Annotated in this window: 16 protein-coding genes and 1 tRNA gene; 8 read left to right on the top strand and 9 right to left on the bottom strand. The window is 68.2% G+C overall.

What is annotated here, in order from left to right; all coding sequences use genetic code 11:
* The first annotated feature begins 167 nt into the window (after nucleotides 1-167).
* Nucleotides 168-240, top strand: a tRNA-Glu gene (locus ACH34T_RS27920).
* Between the two features lie 428 nt (nucleotides 241-668).
* A complete protein-coding gene (locus ACH34T_RS27915) occupies nucleotides 669-1,220 on the top strand; it encodes a hypothetical protein (protein WP_396023883.1) in 552 nt (183 codons plus the stop codon).
* 401 nt (nucleotides 1,221-1,621) lie between these two features.
* On the opposite strand, the gene ACH34T_RS27910 is transcribed toward ACH34T_RS27915, so the two are convergent.
* Nucleotides 1,622-2,800, bottom strand: coding sequence for a hypothetical protein (locus ACH34T_RS27910; RefSeq protein WP_396023882.1), 1,179 nt, complete (start codon nucleotides 2,798-2,800; stop codon nucleotides 1,622-1,624).
* 155 nt (nucleotides 2,801-2,955) lie between these two features.
* Between ACH34T_RS27910 and ACH34T_RS27905 the strand changes: the two genes are divergently transcribed.
* Nucleotides 2,956-3,390, top strand: coding sequence for a transposase family protein (locus ACH34T_RS27905; RefSeq protein ID WP_396023881.1), 435 nt, complete (start codon nucleotides 2,956-2,958; stop codon nucleotides 3,388-3,390).
* Nucleotides 3,363-3,602: a methyltransferase gene (locus tag ACH34T_RS27900; protein WP_396023880.1), complete on the top strand. Its 240-nt coding sequence runs from the start codon at nucleotides 3,363-3,365 to the stop codon at nucleotides 3,600-3,602. Before ACH34T_RS27905 ends, ACH34T_RS27900 begins: the two co-directional genes overlap by 28 nt.
* A gap of 395 nt (nucleotides 3,603-3,997) precedes the next feature.
* On the opposite strand, the gene ACH34T_RS27895 is transcribed toward ACH34T_RS27900, so the two are convergent.
* The 3 genes from ACH34T_RS27895 to ACH34T_RS27885 form a co-directional block, all read right to left on the bottom strand.
* Complete coding sequence (locus tag ACH34T_RS27895) at nucleotides 3,998-4,207, bottom strand: hypothetical protein (protein WP_396023892.1); 210 nt, start codon at nucleotides 4,205-4,207, stop codon at nucleotides 3,998-4,000.
* A 485-nt stretch (nucleotides 4,208-4,692) separates the two neighbouring features.
* Nucleotides 4,693-5,499 carry an SDR family NAD(P)-dependent oxidoreductase gene (locus ACH34T_RS27890; RefSeq protein WP_396023879.1) on the bottom strand — a complete coding sequence of 269 codons (807 nt, stop codon included), beginning with the start codon at nucleotides 5,497-5,499 and terminating at the stop codon, nucleotides 4,693-4,695.
* 112 nt (nucleotides 5,500-5,611) lie between these two features.
* A complete protein-coding gene (locus ACH34T_RS27885) occupies nucleotides 5,612-6,406 on the bottom strand; it encodes a helix-turn-helix transcriptional regulator (protein ID WP_396023891.1) in 795 nt (264 codons plus the stop codon).
* Nucleotides 6,407-6,529: 123 nt separating this feature from the next.
* Here ACH34T_RS27885 and ACH34T_RS27880 point away from each other — a divergent pair, with 123 nt between their 5' ends.
* The 4 genes from ACH34T_RS27880 to ACH34T_RS27865 all read left to right on the top strand — a co-directional run bounded on the left by ACH34T_RS27880 (nucleotide 6,530) and on the right by ACH34T_RS27865 (nucleotide 11,258).
* Nucleotides 6,530-7,387: a polysaccharide deacetylase family protein gene (locus ACH34T_RS27880; protein ID WP_396023878.1), complete on the top strand. Its 858-nt coding sequence runs from the start codon at nucleotides 6,530-6,532 to the stop codon at nucleotides 7,385-7,387.
* 2 nt (nucleotides 7,388-7,389) lie between these two features.
* On the top strand, nucleotides 7,390-7,935 hold the full coding sequence (locus ACH34T_RS27875; protein WP_396023877.1) for a DUF1697 domain-containing protein: 546 nt from the start codon (nucleotides 7,390-7,392) through the stop codon (nucleotides 7,933-7,935).
* A 356-nt stretch (nucleotides 7,936-8,291) separates the two neighbouring features.
* Complete coding sequence (locus ACH34T_RS27870) at nucleotides 8,292-10,193, top strand: CocE/NonD family hydrolase (protein WP_396023876.1); 1,902 nt, start codon at nucleotides 8,292-8,294, stop codon at nucleotides 10,191-10,193.
* Nucleotides 10,194-10,451: 258 nt separating this feature from the next.
* Complete coding sequence (locus tag ACH34T_RS27865; RefSeq protein WP_396023875.1) at nucleotides 10,452-11,258, top strand: class I SAM-dependent methyltransferase; 807 nt, start codon at nucleotides 10,452-10,454, stop codon at nucleotides 11,256-11,258.
* Here the strand turns inward: ACH34T_RS27865 and ACH34T_RS27860 are convergent.
* The 5 genes from ACH34T_RS27860 to dpgA all read right to left on the bottom strand — a co-directional run bounded on the left by ACH34T_RS27860 (nucleotide 11,242) and on the right by dpgA (nucleotide 15,323).
* On the bottom strand, nucleotides 11,242-11,694 hold the full coding sequence (locus ACH34T_RS27860; protein ID WP_396023874.1) for a carboxymuconolactone decarboxylase family protein: 453 nt from the start codon (nucleotides 11,692-11,694) through the stop codon (nucleotides 11,242-11,244). The two genes, ACH34T_RS27865 and ACH34T_RS27860, sit on opposite strands and share 17 nt — an antisense overlap.
* Before the next feature lie 77 nt (nucleotides 11,695-11,771).
* On the bottom strand, nucleotides 11,772-12,089 hold the full coding sequence (locus ACH34T_RS27855) for a hypothetical protein (protein WP_396023873.1): 318 nt from the start codon (nucleotides 12,087-12,089) through the stop codon (nucleotides 11,772-11,774).
* Nucleotides 12,073-13,413 carry a (3,5-dihydroxyphenyl)acetyl-CoA 1,2-dioxygenase DpgC gene (gene dpgC / locus ACH34T_RS27850; protein WP_396023872.1) on the bottom strand — a complete coding sequence of 447 codons (1,341 nt, stop codon included), beginning with the start codon at nucleotides 13,411-13,413 and terminating at the stop codon, nucleotides 12,073-12,075. The genes ACH34T_RS27855 and dpgC overlap by 17 nt, the downstream gene beginning before the upstream one ends.
* Nucleotides 13,410-14,186 carry an enoyl-CoA-hydratase DpgB gene (dpgB, locus tag ACH34T_RS27845; RefSeq protein ID WP_396023871.1) on the bottom strand — a complete coding sequence of 259 codons (777 nt, stop codon included), beginning with the start codon at nucleotides 14,184-14,186 and terminating at the stop codon, nucleotides 13,410-13,412. Before dpgB ends, dpgC begins: the two co-directional genes overlap by 4 nt.
* A gap of 18 nt (nucleotides 14,187-14,204) precedes the next feature.
* Complete coding sequence (gene dpgA, locus ACH34T_RS27840) at nucleotides 14,205-15,323, bottom strand: 3,5-dihydroxyphenylacetyl-CoA synthase DpgA (RefSeq protein ID WP_396023870.1); 1,119 nt, start codon at nucleotides 15,321-15,323, stop codon at nucleotides 14,205-14,207.
* Nucleotides 15,324-15,406: the final 83 nt, after the last annotated feature.

The raw sequence follows: 15,406 nt of genomic DNA, 5'->3' as shown, positions 1-15,406 counted from the left end.
CCCCGACCCGCACTCCCCCCTTCCCCTCCGAATTCCCGTCCGACTGGCCGTCCCGCAGCCCCACCCCCACCACGTCCACCACCCGCCCCAGGTAACCGTTTGCGCGCCGCCCCGCCGCGTCCTCTACACTTGACCAGGTCTGTGGCGACCATCTCCGCCACACCCGGGCCCCCTTCGTCTAGCGGCCTAGGACGCCGCCCTTTCAAGGCGGTAGCGCCGGTTCGAATCCGGTAGGGGGTACGCCGTAGACCGGCGCTCGGTTCCGTTTCCCCGGCCCCGATCGCCGCGGATGCCGCGTGGTGTTGCGTTCCCACGATCTCCGACGTGAGGGTGACCTCGCACTCCACCTTGTTGGTCTTCCGGTCGTGACGCATCCGCAGCCGGAACACGTCCAGCAACCGCCGCAGCACCGGTTGGGGAACGCACCCCAGGTCGACAGCCCCGACCGGCAGCAGATCCAGCAGTTCGGGGCACGGCCGTGCCGGTGCCGTACTTCGCAGTTCCCGTAGCTTGGCCTGTACGGCTTCCAACTCGGTGGCGATCTGGGCGGCCCGCTCGTTGACGTTCTGGACGAGCGCTTGGCTGGGCTCATCGAGCGGGTCCAGCACCCGCGCCCGGCGACGGACCAGATCCGCGATCTTGGCCTCTAGGACCGCGAGGTACGCGTCGTGTTCGCGCAGGCGCCGATCACCCAGCCGGACCAGAAGCGTCCTCAGCCGCTCCCGGCGATGGGCTCCGAAGATCTCGCGGTTGAAGAATTTCGTTCAGCCCCGCCACGAGTGCCTCTTCCCGGACCCGGACGACAGGAGGGTGCCCTTCTGGCTGCAGACGTAATACACCCGCCCTCGGTCGTTCTTGCCGAACATCCGGCGTTCGCACTGGCCGAGCGTTGTGGTGTGTCGGTTACGGCGTTGAAGGTGGCGTTGGCGTTCGCGCAGGCGTGTGGTGCCGACCGGGCCGAGTGGGAGCGGCGCTGGCACGCCGCCGAGAGCGCGGCCGCCGCTGCGGCCGACGTCGGCGGCACCGACGCCGACGCAAAGCAGCCGCAGTCCCCGGCACCGTATTTGGGATTGGCCTGCTACGAGAGCGAGGACGCCGATCGGTTCTTCGGGCGAGACGAGTTGGTGTCCGATCTCGTCGAGCGGCTTGACGACGCTCGGGTGGTCGCGGTCGTGGGGCCCTCCGGCTCGGGGAAGTCGTCCGTGCCGCGCGCGGGGTAATCCCCGCGGCGCGGCGGGCGGGCCGAGCAGGGCGGCGATGCTGCGTGGGGTCGCCAGCGCCCGCTGCGGATCAAAGCGACGAGGGAACCATGGCGTCGATCGTCCGTGGTGCCCTCCCCAGGTCTCTCCAGATCCGCAGCCGGATCTGGCTCAAATTCCGTGAAACGGTAGCTGTGCTTAGCTGTTGTTAGTGGCTGAGAAGGACTCGTTTTCGCAGGAGCGGGAAGCTGGCTCTGCGAACATCTGGCCTTTGTGCATCTTGATCCGGTTGACGTGGCCTTCGACGGAGGTTGGAGTTCCAGGGCAGCGGACACGATCAGGTAGTTCCCACGTCGGCCGATCGCCGCGCCTCTCACCTCAGGCATACCCGGGTTGTCTGGCTATCAACGGGAAGGCCCCGTTCACCGGTATCTGTCGGGGTTCCTTCTCAGCTCCGCCCGGTATCGCATCGCCGCATTGCGGAGCTGCCGGGTGTCCTCGGTTGAGGTGTACATCTCAGCTATCACCTTGCTGTAGAAGTCCTCGCACTGGCTGACGAACTCCCTGGCTGCTCGCTCCGGACGGAAGAACGCGTCGGTCAACTCCCTCTCGTCTCGGAGGATCCGGCGGACGGTACGGGCTTGCCTGGAGGTCAGCGCCAGAAGAGTGCCATCTGGATCGGCCAGGAAGGCCCGAAGTGTGCTCCAACTGATCGACTCTATGCCCGAGTTTCGGAACTTAGCGTCGATCTCTCTTTGTGTGCTCTCAACGCTGCGCCGGAACTTGTCCAGCTCGCTCCGGATTTCGTCGGGAGAGGGGATAACAAAGACGTTCGCGGGGAAGCCGACGGCTATCTCTCCTGTGGAGATCTCCCTCGTCTGCCGGTCCCCGTCGTATCTGAGTGTGAGCCGCACGACGTAGATGAACTGGTCATCCCACGGCATCGGGTGCTCGAACCATGTCCCACCGCCGTGCGGTTCCGCCTCCAGGCGGATGATGAACCGGTCCGCTTTTCCGGGCTCGAGCTCATGGGAGGGGCCGAGTCCCTCGGGATCCCTTGGGAGGATCGGCTGGTCGCGGGAGCCGTCGATGTTGAGTCCGACTGCGTCCTCCGGTCCCGGGAGCAGTGCCATGTAATGGGCGGAAGCCGGCAACAGGGCGGCGCCATTGCGGTCGATTTTCACCACGGGTGGTTGCAGGGTTGGAAATCGTTTCGCCCATAGGACATGCACCTCGCAACCGGTGATGATGGCAGTTCCTGCTCCGTTATTCACCAAACGGACATCGATGGTGGGGGCGGTCTGCCGGAAAAGTCCCCTAGGTGTTTCCGTCCCCGTCACCGACACTTGAGGTATTCCGCTGACCTGCGGGCGAGTGGCCGGAACACCCATCGACACCTCCGGACGATTGGCCTGGACCGAACTCAGCGACGCGCTCCGGGCCGTGAGGATCAGGCCCGCTGCAGCGAGGAACGCTCCCGTCACATTTGCGAGCTTGTCAGCTGTATCGAACCCGAGCCCCGTGACGGTGAAATAGACACCGAGGCCAACCACCCCAACCGTCGCAAGGGACACTCCCGTCCACTTCAACCTGCTTCGCATGTCCCCTATGATGATCTGTCTTCAAGATCGCAGAGCTACTTTCGGTTCATTCTTTAGTTGACGGAGAGTGGGAACCGCGTGGAAGCCAGCTGCCAAATAGGCCGGTGAGGGCGTACCTCGTGGGGCCTCCAGACAGCCCCGATCGTCGCTTTGTCATGGCCCTGCTAGTCGATTCCCGCGTCGGCAGGTGCAGCTGCCCTCTGGATAACGTCATCGAGGCCGGGGACAGGGTCGTGGTCACCGCGCGGACCCAGACCACAAGCGCGGTCTGCCACCACTGCGGGACACCGGCCGCCCGGCGCCACAGCCGCTACCGTCGACGGCTGCACGACCTGGCGGCCGGTGGCAGACCGGTCCTGATCGTCCTCGAAGTGAGCCGGTTCTTCTGCGATAACAACGCGTGCGAACGGCGCACGTTCGCCGAGCAGGTTTCGGTGGTGACCAGATGGCACAGCCGCCGCGCGGGAGTTGCTGCACCGGCTGCTGGAACGGCTCGGCCTGGCCTTGGCGGGCCGGGCGGGCAGGGCGGGCGCACGGCTGGCGGGCCTGATCAGTTGGTGGAGTGGGTCGGGACCACGGCCGCCTACTGATCATCGAGCCGGTGATGCCGCCCACCGCGGGCACCGCGCTTCCCGCGATCATGTACCTCAGCGATCTGAACATGCTGGTCAACCTCGGCGGTCGAGAACGCATCCGCGCAGACTTCGAGACCCTGTGCGAACGCGCCGACTTCACCCTCACCGGCGTCACCGCCCTGCCGCCGCCCAACGCGTTCTCCCTGATCGAAGCGAGCCCGGCCTGAGCGTGTTCATGGAACGTCTGCCGTGGGCATCCCCGTGCCGGCAGACCAGCCGACGCACTCGCACCGCCACTACCACCCGCCGCCATCGACCGGGACGTCGGTGACGGTCCGGTCGTAGCAGCCGTGCACCCGGCCGGTCAGCACCCCGCACACCCGGGCACGACACCGGCTCATCCCGAGTACGGGCTACGACCCGATCAGATCGTCCTCGTCCTCCGCATCCTCGATGACCAGGTGCAGACAGGCCTGAAAACACCACACCCATCAGATCGTCGATCTCCGGCGCGCCTAAGGCCGGCAGGTAATCACTCAGCGCCACCACCGAATACGAGAAAGAGCCGAAAACCGTACGGACCCTCGGTCGACGTCAGGCCCGTGTTTGCGCGAAAGGTGCGTCAGTGTGGACGCGGGTCCTGTTCGTCGCGGTCGGTCGGGTCACGGTCGGTGTGATCGGCGTGGAAGAGAGCCTCGTCGAAGAGCCGGCGGACGTGGACGCCGGCGGCGGAGTAACAGTCGAAGGTGCCCTCGCGGCGTCCCTTGACCAGCCCGGCGAGCCGGAGTTTGGCCAGGTGCTGGCTGACAGCAGTGGGGGCGGCACCAACCAGTTCGGCCAGGCACGCGACCGAGGATTCGCCCTGGAGCAGTGCCCAAGGATCTTCATCCGGGTGGGGTCGGACAGCATCCAGAACGTCTCGGCTGCCGGGTGATCACGCTTCCCCTTCCGAGGCGTCGACCTCGGAGGGATCGCTCCGGGTGGCGCTTGCAGCAGCGCTGGATTCGGGCACTCGGCCAACTACATGAAGTACTCGATTCATCGGTCTAGGCCAAGGCTCAATACCGCCAGATCTTCAGGCGCGGCTGAATACAGCCGTCACCACCGCCGCATCGGCATTGAGTAAGAATCGGGCCCAAAAGGCGCCCTCCTTACAGTCACTACCGTCTCGGTGGGACGGACCCGCCACAGACCCCGCTCACCGTCGTTGGCACACCTCGCCCGCTGGCCAAGGTAACTCACTCAGTCGAAGGCGATTCGACCGGTGTCAATGGTGCGGCCCGCGGCCATGCGAGTCGCCCCTCCGCTGTGCGGCAGTCACCCGAATGGGCCGCGGGACGACACCCCTCCGTCGATGACGAGCTGCTGTCCTGAGATGTAGGCGGCGGCGTCGGAGGCGAGATAGACCACGGCCTCAGCGATCTCGTCGACGGTCCCGTACCGACCGGCCGGGATCTCGGGAACCGGTGAGTCAGGAGCCGGGTTGACCGAAGTGGCGATCGCGCCGCCGGCCACCACGTTCATGCGAATCCCCTCGGCGGCGTATTCGGCCGACACGGTGCGCGCAAGACTGACGAGCCCCGCCTTCGATACGCCGTAAGCGGCCTGTCGCGGAGCGGCCATGAGGCCCGTCACCGACCCGACGCTCACGACCGAGCCGCCGCCCTGGCCAAGGAACGTCGGCAGGACGGCGCGAACGGCGCGGGCGACATAACGCAGGTTGAGCTCGTAGACGGTGTCCCAGTCCTCGTCCCGCATCTCGTGCAGACGCACCGCCGGCACGAATGCGACCTGACCGCCCACGACCGTGACCAGCGTGTCGAGACCACCGCAGTCCGCGACCGCTCTGCTGATCATGTCGCCGAGCTCCGCGGGTGAGCGCACGTCGCCGGTCACGGCGAAGGCTTCCGCGCCCCGGCCGCGGACCTCGTCGACCGCCTCCGCGGCACGATCGGGCTGCGCGTCGGCGACAACGACGACAGCCCCTTCCGCGCTGAATGACCTGGTGATGGCGCGTCCGATGCCGTCACCGCCGCCTCCGATGATCAGTGCGCGCTTGCTATCCAGACGTTTCACGAGCAACCCTCCTTCGCGACGAATCGCGTCGCTGCGACAACCGTTCACGACGGGCCGGGCTTGTCCGTCCGACGCGTGAAGATCGGTCCTGTCGGTCCTCGATCACTCTGGCACGACGGCGACACCCTGCCAGGGGCGAAGCCTTCTCCAGAAAACGCGCTCACCTGGTGACGGGTGCGTGATAGACGACGAAGGAGCTCGGCACCATCTCGGCCGAGTCGACCACGATCAGCCGCAGCGTGACGATCCCGAGCCGGGGATGGTTGAACCTCCGGCCCCGGGTGCGGTGCTCGCGCACGTCGTGGCTGTCCCACCAGGCGGCGAACTCCGGACTGATCCGCCTGTACTCGGCGACCTGGGCCCGCAGGCGCGCCTGGTCCGCCACCGAGGCGCTGACCCGCCGCCACCGGGCGACGACGTCCTGGACGTCGTCCTCCCAGTCCGGCAGCCGCTCTCTCGCCTCAGGGCTGCCGATCAGCCACCACATCATGTTCCGCCGCTCGGCGGAGAGCTGGGAGAAGTCCGTGTAGTAGCCGATCGTCGCCCGGTTCCAGGCGATCACGTCGCAATGGACGTCCGCCGCGTAGACCGGATAGGGGATCTCCTCACTGAGGTACACCAGCTCCCGGGCCAGCTCGGCCGGTGACAGGTCGGCGTCGATCCCGGCGTCCACGGCCGCCTGGTCGGCCAGCCGGTGCAGGTGCCGGGTCTCGTCGTCGTCCAGACGGAGCACCCGCGCCAGACTGTCCAGCACCTGGCGCGACGGGTTCACGCCCCGCCGTCCCTGCTCAAGGTAGGTGTACCAGGTGGAACTCACGCCGGCGAGCAGGGCGACCTCCTCCCGGCGCAGGCCGGACAGCCGCCGCCGATGGCCACGAGGCAGCCCGGCGTCCTCCGGGCGGACACGGGCCCGCCTGGATCTCAGGAAGCCGGCCAGCTCCTCACGATGTGGCATGTTCACTGGGCGGCTCCTCGCGGCCAGCATACGGCTCAGGGCGTTCCGTCCGAGGCTGGCAGTGCCAGTACCACCATCAGCGCTCTCTACCCTTCCGCGGCCCCGCTCGCACAGCCTGACCGCATGCACAACGAGCTCTACCCCTACAGCCCGATCATCCGCCGCCGGCCGCTGCACTGGCCGGGTGATGCTCGCATCGCCTTCTACGTCGGCCTGAACATCGAGCACTTCCACGTGGACCTGCCCTCGACGAGCATCAACGAGGCCACGGCGTCCCTGGTGCCGGACGCGCTGAACCACGGCTGGCGCGACTACGGACCACGGGTCGGCGTGTGGCGGGTGATCGAGAGCCTCGACCGCCATGGAGTCCGTGCCAGCGCACTGGTGAACTCCGAGGTCCCCGAACGGTATCCGGAGATCGTCGAGGCCGGCCGGATCCGCGACTGGGCCTGGGTCGCCCACGGCAGGACCAACTCCGTCCTGCACACCGACATGAGCCTCGACGACGAGCGCGCCGTGCTCGCCGACGTCGTCGAGACGATCACGAAGGCCACCGGCCACCGGCCACACGGCTGGATGGGGCCCGCACTGACCGAGACCTTCCACACTCCCGCGCTGCTGTCCGAACTCGGGCTGAGCTACGTCCTGGACTGGACCAACGACGACCAGCCCTACCCGCTGAACGCGCCCGGCGTGCTGAGCGTGCCGTACACGGTGGAGCTGAACGACCTGGGGATCTTCACCGCACACGGCCAAACCGGACCGGAGTTCCTGCAGATGTTCACCGATCACTTCGACCAGCTCTACGCCGACTCCGCCGACGGTGGCCGGGTCATGGCGCTGGCGCTGCACCCGTTCGTGATCGGCCAACCCTCACGGGCCAAGTACCTGGACAAGGCCCTCGAGTACGTCACGAAGCACCCCGGCGTCTGGCTCACGACCAGCGACGAGGTCGCCGAGCACTACCGGAACGAGGCGTAACCATGCAGTACGCGGCGCTGCTCCGAGGCATCAACGTGGGCGGCAACAACACGGTGCCGATGGCGGGCCTGAGGAAGGTGTTCGAAGATGCCGGGCACACCGGGGTCCGCACCTACATCAATAGCGGCAACGTCGTCTTCGACGCACCGAGAGCCCGGACGGGCGACCTGGCGCGAGACCTCGAGGAGGCGGTCCACCAGGAGTTCGCGGTCCGGACCCGGATCCTGGTGCTCAGCGGCGACCGGGTGAGGCGGATCGCGGCCGGCCTTCCCGACGACTGGGAGCGCAACGAGGAGTGGTCGTGCAACGTCCTCTACCTGTTCCCCGAGCGAGCCTCACCTGACGCGCTGACGCGCTTCAGCGCCGATCCCGAACGCGAGGAGACCCGCTACTGCGCCGGTGCCATCCTCCACCGCGTGGGCCGCGCCAACGTCGGTCGCAGCGCGCTGTACCGTCTCAGCGGCGACCTCAAGGACGCCGTCACCATCCGCACCGCCCGGACCGCCCGCAAGCTGGCCGCACTGGTCGCCGAGACGGGAAAGCGGTAAAGCCCGCGACCCTTGGAATACGTCGAGTCCCTCGACGACACGCCCATCGGCCTTCACCGCCTCGAGCCCAGACGACCGTTAGTGATCGTGAGCGATACCCTCGCGACGGCGCCAATCTGGAGGATGGCCAGCATCTCCAGAGCACAGCTGAGTCCTCGTCGCCGGTTGTGCCGGTTCCTGGTCACCGGCTCGCCTCCGACAGGTCCACGCCGCGCTGGCCGGACGGCTGCGCCAGCACTGCGGCGACCACGATGAACCGTCGGACCGACAAGCAGGTCCATCCACACCCCGGGTCAAGCATGAGCTGGGACTGGACACATTGACACGGTGACTGGATCTTGGGTAGGCAGGTGTCCGTGGCAGCCGATGGGGGCTTCTCCGAGCCGATGTATCACACGGCCCTGGAGTCGGACCTTATGGTCCCGATGCGCGACGGTGTGCGGCTGGCTACGGATGTGTACCGGCCTGCCGGGCAGGACGGCGTTGTCGGCACGGCGCTGCCGGCCCTGCTGGTCCGGACCCCGTACGACAAGTCCGCCGCCGGGGAGGACGCCGAGTGGGCGCACTGGTTCGCCGCACGGGGATACGTTGTGGTGATCCAGGACTGCCGCGGCTGTTTCGGGTCCGAGGGGGAGCTGGGGTTTCTCGGCTGCGAGGCCGAGGACGGGCATGACACGGTCGGCTGGGTGCGCGCCCAGCCGTGGTGTGACGGCCAGGTCGGCACCTGGGGCACCTCCTATGTCGGCTGGACGCAGACGGCCACGGCCGCCGCCGGCACCGAAGGGCTGGCCGCGATCGTGCCGAACCAGAGCGGCGCCAATGGCTACACCAGCTCGATCCGGCACGGCGGTGCACTGGAACTGCGGTGGATCGCCTGGATGTTCTGGCATTCCGCACGCAATACCCAGGCGGCGCTCAAGGCAGAGCCGTGGGTGGATGCCGCCCTCAACCTGGACCCGATACCGTTCGGGCAATGGCTACGCCGCTGGCCGATCCGGCCCGGAGCCACTCAACTCGCCCTTGTCCCGCCGTATGAGCGGCTGGCGTTCGAGCTGCTCACCCACGACAGCTACGACGACTTCTGGACGAACCCGGGAATCAATCCGGCCGCCCATCTCGACCGTTTCACCGATACGCCCACACTGCTGATGGGCGGCTGGTACGACTCCTACACTCGCGCCACATTCGAGCTGTTCGAGGGGCTGTCTGCCCGCAAGACCGGGCCTGTCAAGGTGATCGTGGGGCCCTGGTCGCACGACCGGACAGGGGAAACGTCAGCGGGCGACCTGTGGTTCGGCCAGGACGCAGCCATCGACGTAATCGGTACTCACCTGCGCTGGTACGACCGGTGGCTCAAGGGGCGACCCAACGGCGCCGACCACGACCCCCCGGTGCGGATCTTCGTGATGGGCGGGGGATCGGGCGCACGCGGCCCGGAAGGCCGGCTCAGCCACGGCGGCCGATGGCGTGACGAGTTCGAATGGCCACTGGCGCGGACCGTCTACGTCCCCTACTACCTGCACCATGACGGCGGCCTGAGCCCTCAGCCGCCCGCGGTGGACAGATCCTCGACCACCTACCGGTTCGACCCGGCGGACCCGGTGCCGACGATCGGCGGCAACGTGTCCGCACTGTTCGAGGCACCCGGCCTGCCACCCGGGATCACCGACCCCCGGGACACATACCTGTTCGAGGGCATCCAGACCCTCGTCGAACCGGGCGGCTTCGACCAGCGCGAATCCGCGCACATGGACGGCTGTCAGCCGCCCTACCTGCCGCTCGCGGCGCGCGCTGACGTCCTGGTCTTCCAGACCGATCCGCTCGTCGACGACCTTGAGGTGACCGGGCCGATCGAGGTCCGGTTGTGGGTCGCCACCACCGCGGCCGACACCGACTTCACCGCCAAGCTGATCGACCTCTACCCACCCTCGGCGGCCTATCCCCACGGCTACGCCCTCAACCTCACCGATTCGATCATCCGGCTCAGGTACCGGGCCGGCGGCCAGCCGAGCCCGCTGCCCCCCGGCCACATCACCCAGGTCACGATCACGCTCTACCCCACGAGCAACCTCTTCGCGGCCGGCCACCGGATCCGCCTCGACGTCTCAAGCTCCAACCACCCGCGCTTCGACGTCAACCCGAACACCGGCGAACCGCCCGGCACACAACGGCGGCACGTCATCGCCGACAACACCGTGTTCCACGACACACAGCGGGCCTCGCACATCGTCCTCCCCACCGTGCCCCGCCCCAGCTGACCCGCTCTACGCCCGCGCCCCATGAGGCGTCCGCTACCTGCTCGGCGAGGTCCTCGGGGGATTAGACCGCGAAAGCGGCGCCGACTGCTGCCGACCGCCAAATCGCGTTACGGCCGTACATCTGCTCGCGCGGCGGCGGAACAGCTCAAGATTCCACCTTTGGACCATGGTTCGCTTCCGTCGGCGTCTCTAAGCTCCCATGAGCAGGGGCAATTTCGGGTTCACAGGATTCCCGAATGCAGAGGAAGGCAGCCTGCAATGAGCGTCGCATCGCCCGCCATGGCATTGGATAATGTTCCCGGCTGGTTCTACCGGGTGGACAGGCATGTGTTCGAGCATTTGCTCGGCTGGCAGAATTCGACGGCGCGGCGCGGAGATATCGCCGAACTTGGAACGTTCGTAGGCAAGACGGCGATTCTGCTGGGTGCCTTCTTGCTGGACGGTCAACGGCTCACGGTGTGCGATCTGTTCGGAGAGCCGACCGAGGACAAGGAGAACCAGGCCGAAGTCGAGACGTTCTACCGCCGCAATCCCGGTGAGCAGAACACTTCGAGCCTGATGGCGGACACCTACGACCGGATGCGGGCGGCGTTCGAGCAGAACTACCTGTCGTTCCATCCAGAGCTGCCGCACATCGTGCAAGGGCCGACCGCACGAGCGCGCGAATATGTGGAGCCGAATTCTTACAGGTTCGTCCATGTCGACGCGTCGCATCTCCATCGCAACGTCCGCGATGACATCGGCGTTTCCCGCGATCTCCTCGCGGACGACGGAATCCTCGCGCTCGACGACTTCCGCAAGGAGGTCACCCCGGGCGTGGCGGCCGCCGCCTGGGAGGCGGTCGCGACGCGCGGCCTGCGGCCGGTGTGCGTGACCAACAACAAGCTGTACGGCACCTGGGGCGACCCCGCTCCCGCCCAGCGGACGCTGGAGGAATGGGCCGAAGGCAGGCCCGGCTACCTCACGCTCGTCCAGGAGGTCTTCGGGCAACGGCTGCTCATCCTGGTCGACAAGGACGCCATGCGAGGCCCGGCCTCGGAGGCCCCGGTCACGTCGGAGCGATGACCCCCAGCCGCGCCCCGGCGTCCATGTCCACCTCGAAGGCGTTCAGGAAGACCGCGGTGGACACGTAGACGCCGATCAGCAACACCAGTTTGGCCGTCACCTCGGTCCCGACGCGTTCGTGCACGGCCTTGAAGGTCCCCTCGTCGGCGTGATGGCCCCGCACCAGCGCGTCGACGAGGGCGAGCACCGCGTTCTGCGTCGCGTTGAACGCCGCTGGGCGGGGCTCCGCACGCGCCAACTCCGCGATGACGTCGGCGGGCACCCCGGCTCGGGCGGCGATCTCCTCGTGATGGAGCCGCTCATAGGACGAGCCCGTGAGGTACGCGACGCGCAGAATGACGATCTCCCTCAACCGGGCGTCTAGCTCCGGGTCGGTGAGCAGCGCCCCGACCACAGCGTGCCAGTGCACTGAGACCTCGCCGGTGTGGGCGAGCATGCGGGCCACGTTGAGCTTTCCGAACGCGCGAAGCCCCGAAGGCAGACGCGAATCGCTGGGATAGGGGGCGCGGGCCATCAGCACCCCTCCGATACCGGAGCGCGCTTCTCGGCGAAGGCCCGCGGGCCCTCCAGTGCGTCACGGTCGTGCATGCGTCTTTCCTCCCAGACATACCGGTTCCTGAATGCCTGCTCCACCGACAGGTGTGCGAAGCCGGCCCGGCTTCTTTGATCGCCCTGACCGACAGCTCGGACGCCTCCCGCGGCGACTTCCTTCAGATCCCGTCCGACCGAGGACGAGCGATCGCCGGCCCCGGTGAGGACGGCCACCCACAGGTCGTCGTCGTTCTCGAAGTCGTCCCAGATCTCGCGGAGACGCTCATGCGTGGTCGTCACCGTGCCGTCCTTTCCCGAACCGTTCGAGGGTGGCGATGACGCTCTCGTCATAGATACGCCGTGCCTGGAGCAGCGTGAAATCGGCCATGTAGAGCCGGAAACGGTCGATCGGCTCCTCTGCGAGGTTGAGCATGACCCGGTTGGCCACGACCGCAGGGTCGTCGAGCAGGCGCACACCGCGCTCCACGGCCTCATCCATCTCGGCACCGTCGACGACCTCGTCGCACAGAGACCGCGCCTCCGGATCGCGTGCCGAGACGCGACGTCCGCCCAGGATGATCTGCCGGGCCAGGCGGCCGCCGGTCAGCCGCCCCAGCCGCAGGGCGCCGGCGCCGGGCACGATGCCCTCTTGAGCCGCAGGGAGCGAGAAATAGGCGTCGGACTCCGCGACGACACGGTCGAAGACCAGGAGCAGCTGCATGCCGCCCCCGATCGCGAAGGAGTCGACGGCGCCCAGCCACGGCTTGACGACCTGTTCCACCTCTCCCTCGCCGTCCGCGGCGAGGCCGCGCACCAGCTTGCTGATGTAGCCGAGCTCGCGGCCGAGCAGGAAGTCGACGAACGTGATCCGGCCCGCCCGCAGACGGCGCAAGTTGATCCCGGCGCTGAACACCCGGCGGCCACGGTACTTGGGGTGGGTCATCGGCCCGCCGCGCAGCACCCCGACCCGGACGGCCCCGTCCAGCAGGGCCAGGTCCACGGCCGTCTCCATGTCCCCGGTGAGCCGGTCGTCCTCGGCGTTGAGGCACGTGCGGTTGTTCATGGTGAGGTGGGCCGCACCGTCCCGGCGCTCGATCTCCACAACACCGAGGTCCAAGCGCCCCTTGGCACGGAACTCCGGCAGCAGCCCGACGGCCCGTGGAGTCGGGCGGAGCATGCTCCGCACCAGGCTCGTCCCGGCACCGGGCGCGCGCAGAACGCCCGCGAAGAAGATCGCCTGATCGATCTCCCGGCCCTCCCGGTGGAGCTGGACGTGCCGCCGCTCCTCCGCCATCTGGGCGCGGGTCGGCACCAGTCCGGGGAACGCCTCCGCGGCGCTGAAGACCAGGCCGTCCAGCCGAGACGGGTCCGCGCCGCCGGCCAACTCGGCGTACACCTCCTCGGCGTGCGCCGCCATGAACCGTTTCCTGGCGCGGCGGCACTCCCGATGTGCCTCCTCTGCTCGGGCCCGCTGGGCTGCCGATCGCTCGGGCCCGGGAGGCAGGGCGTCCAGAACGGCCTCGGCCGACCGCACGAAGGCCGACAGCGCGGCCCGGTCGCCGGCGAGCCGCCCGGTGAATCCCGGCGAGCCGGTCAGGGCGTCGCCCGCGCGCGCGACGGTCATGACCCGCCCGTCCCGTTCGGCGCCGGGGCCGCCGCGGGGAACGACGCCGGGACGTGTTCCTGGCGCGCCCGGCGCAAGGCACGGTCGCAGGCCGCCAGATGCGTGCCCAGCGCCTCCTCGTGGCCGGTGGTCACCGCGTCCAGCAGCAGGCGGCGCCGGATCGCGAGCTCGCTCCCGGCCAGGCCGCCCAGGGCGGCGAGCATCGCGGTGACCGCCTCTTCCGCCGCCTCCGGACCGGCCACGACCATGTCGAGCGCGCCCATCTCGCACGCCCGCTCGGCGCCCATCTCAGTGCCGAACAGGACGAGTTCGCGCGCCCGCGCGACACCGGCCCGGTGCGCCAGCCGGTACACCGCCATCCCCGGCCACGGCTCCGTGTGGAGCCGGGGAGGAAGCAGCCGCAGATCACGGGTGCCGATGCGCCGGTCGGCGGTCAGCAGCACGTCAAGGGCGGGTCCGCCGCAGACCCCGGCGGCCACGGCGATCGTGAGCGCGCCGACGCGCTCCAGCCTGCGCAGCGCCTGTTCCCAGCGGTTGACGGCGTGCACGCCCGTCCCGCCGGCCCAGAACCCGTCGGCCCACAGGTCGGCGGACTCGCCGGCCGGCGAGGACAGCGCGAGGACGGCGACCGCGCCCGGGCCGGTGTCCTCGATCCGGCCGCAGAACTCCGTCAGTTCCGTCCCCAGCGACGCGGCGAACGTGCGGGCGCAGTCGATGTCCAGCCGAAGGATGCTCCTGTTCGGCGGCTCGGGCGCCTGATCGGTCGAAAGCATGGCAAAGCCTCCTGGAGACTAGAACCGCACCAATGCGGTCTCGATCGTCGATCCGGGCCCCATGGTCATGAGGACCCCGTGGTCTCCCGGGCGGACGGCCCCCTCGGCGGCCAGCCGCTCGTAGGAGAACAGGAACGATCCGCTGGACACGTTCCCGTGGTCGCGCAGGACACCGGTGGTGTGGCGAATCTCGTGCCTGGTGAGACCCAGGTTGACCGCCACCGCGTCGATGACCTTCTTGCCACCCGAGTGCACGATCCAGTGCGCGATGTCGCGGCGCCGGAGCCCGGTTCCGGACAGCAGCCGCCCGACGACCTCCTCGGCGTTGGCCCCGATCACGTAGGGGATCTCCTTGTCGAGGAAGAAGCTGAACTTCCCGTGCTCGTCGTCCCAGTCGTAGCGCATCGCGTCGATCGCCTCGGGGATCATCGTGCTCGCGAACCGGACCAGCGAGGGGCGCCGGGCATCGGTGCCGCCCACGACCGCGAGCGCCGCCGCACCGTCGCCGAAGAGGCTGTTGACCACGGCCGTGCGCATCGTGCCGTCGAACACGTAGGCCGCCGAGCACATCTCGACACAGACCAGCAGCGCGGGCCGGCCCGGATGGGTGACCGCCCAGCCGTCAACGGCGGCGAGCGCGTTCAGCCCCGCGTTGCAGCCCATCCCGACCACGTCGAGCCGGGAACAGGACGACGGTAGGCCGAGCTCCTTGACGAGCAGCGCGCTGAAGCCGGGAGTGAGGAACCCGGTCGAGGTGACACAGCAGATACGGTCGACGTCGGACGGCGCGAGCCCGGCGTCCTCCAGACACGCCCGGATCGCCCGCGCTCCCGTCTCGACGCCGAGCGCCTTATGTTTGCGCAGCAGCTCGCCCTGGGTCTCGATACGCGGCGTCCCGTCGGCGCCGGGCTCCGGAAGCGAAAGGGAGCGCCGCTGAATCGCGCTGTTCCGGAACAGCGCTTCGACTCGCGGGTCATCAGGACGGAAGAACTCCAGCACTTCTTCCTGCGTATAGGAGGATTCCGGAACAGCGGTTCCGATGCCGACGATCTGCGTGGCGACCTTTGCCGGCTCCGTGCGCTCGGGATGAACCACCTCGCGTTCACCCAATGCTCTGTGGAGCAATGCGTTCGTCATGGGCGCCACCCTAGGAGCGATTTCACCCATGCGGTCGAGAAAAATGCGTTGTTGTGTTGTGGCCTCGCGAAATAAGGGAGTCA

Origin of the sequence: Actinomadura sp. 9N215 (assembly GCF_044326345.1) — a bacterium.
Lineage (GTDB): Bacteria > Actinomycetota > Actinomycetes > Streptosporangiales > Streptosporangiaceae > Spirillospora.
This window is presented reverse-complemented; position numbering and strand designations above follow the sequence as displayed.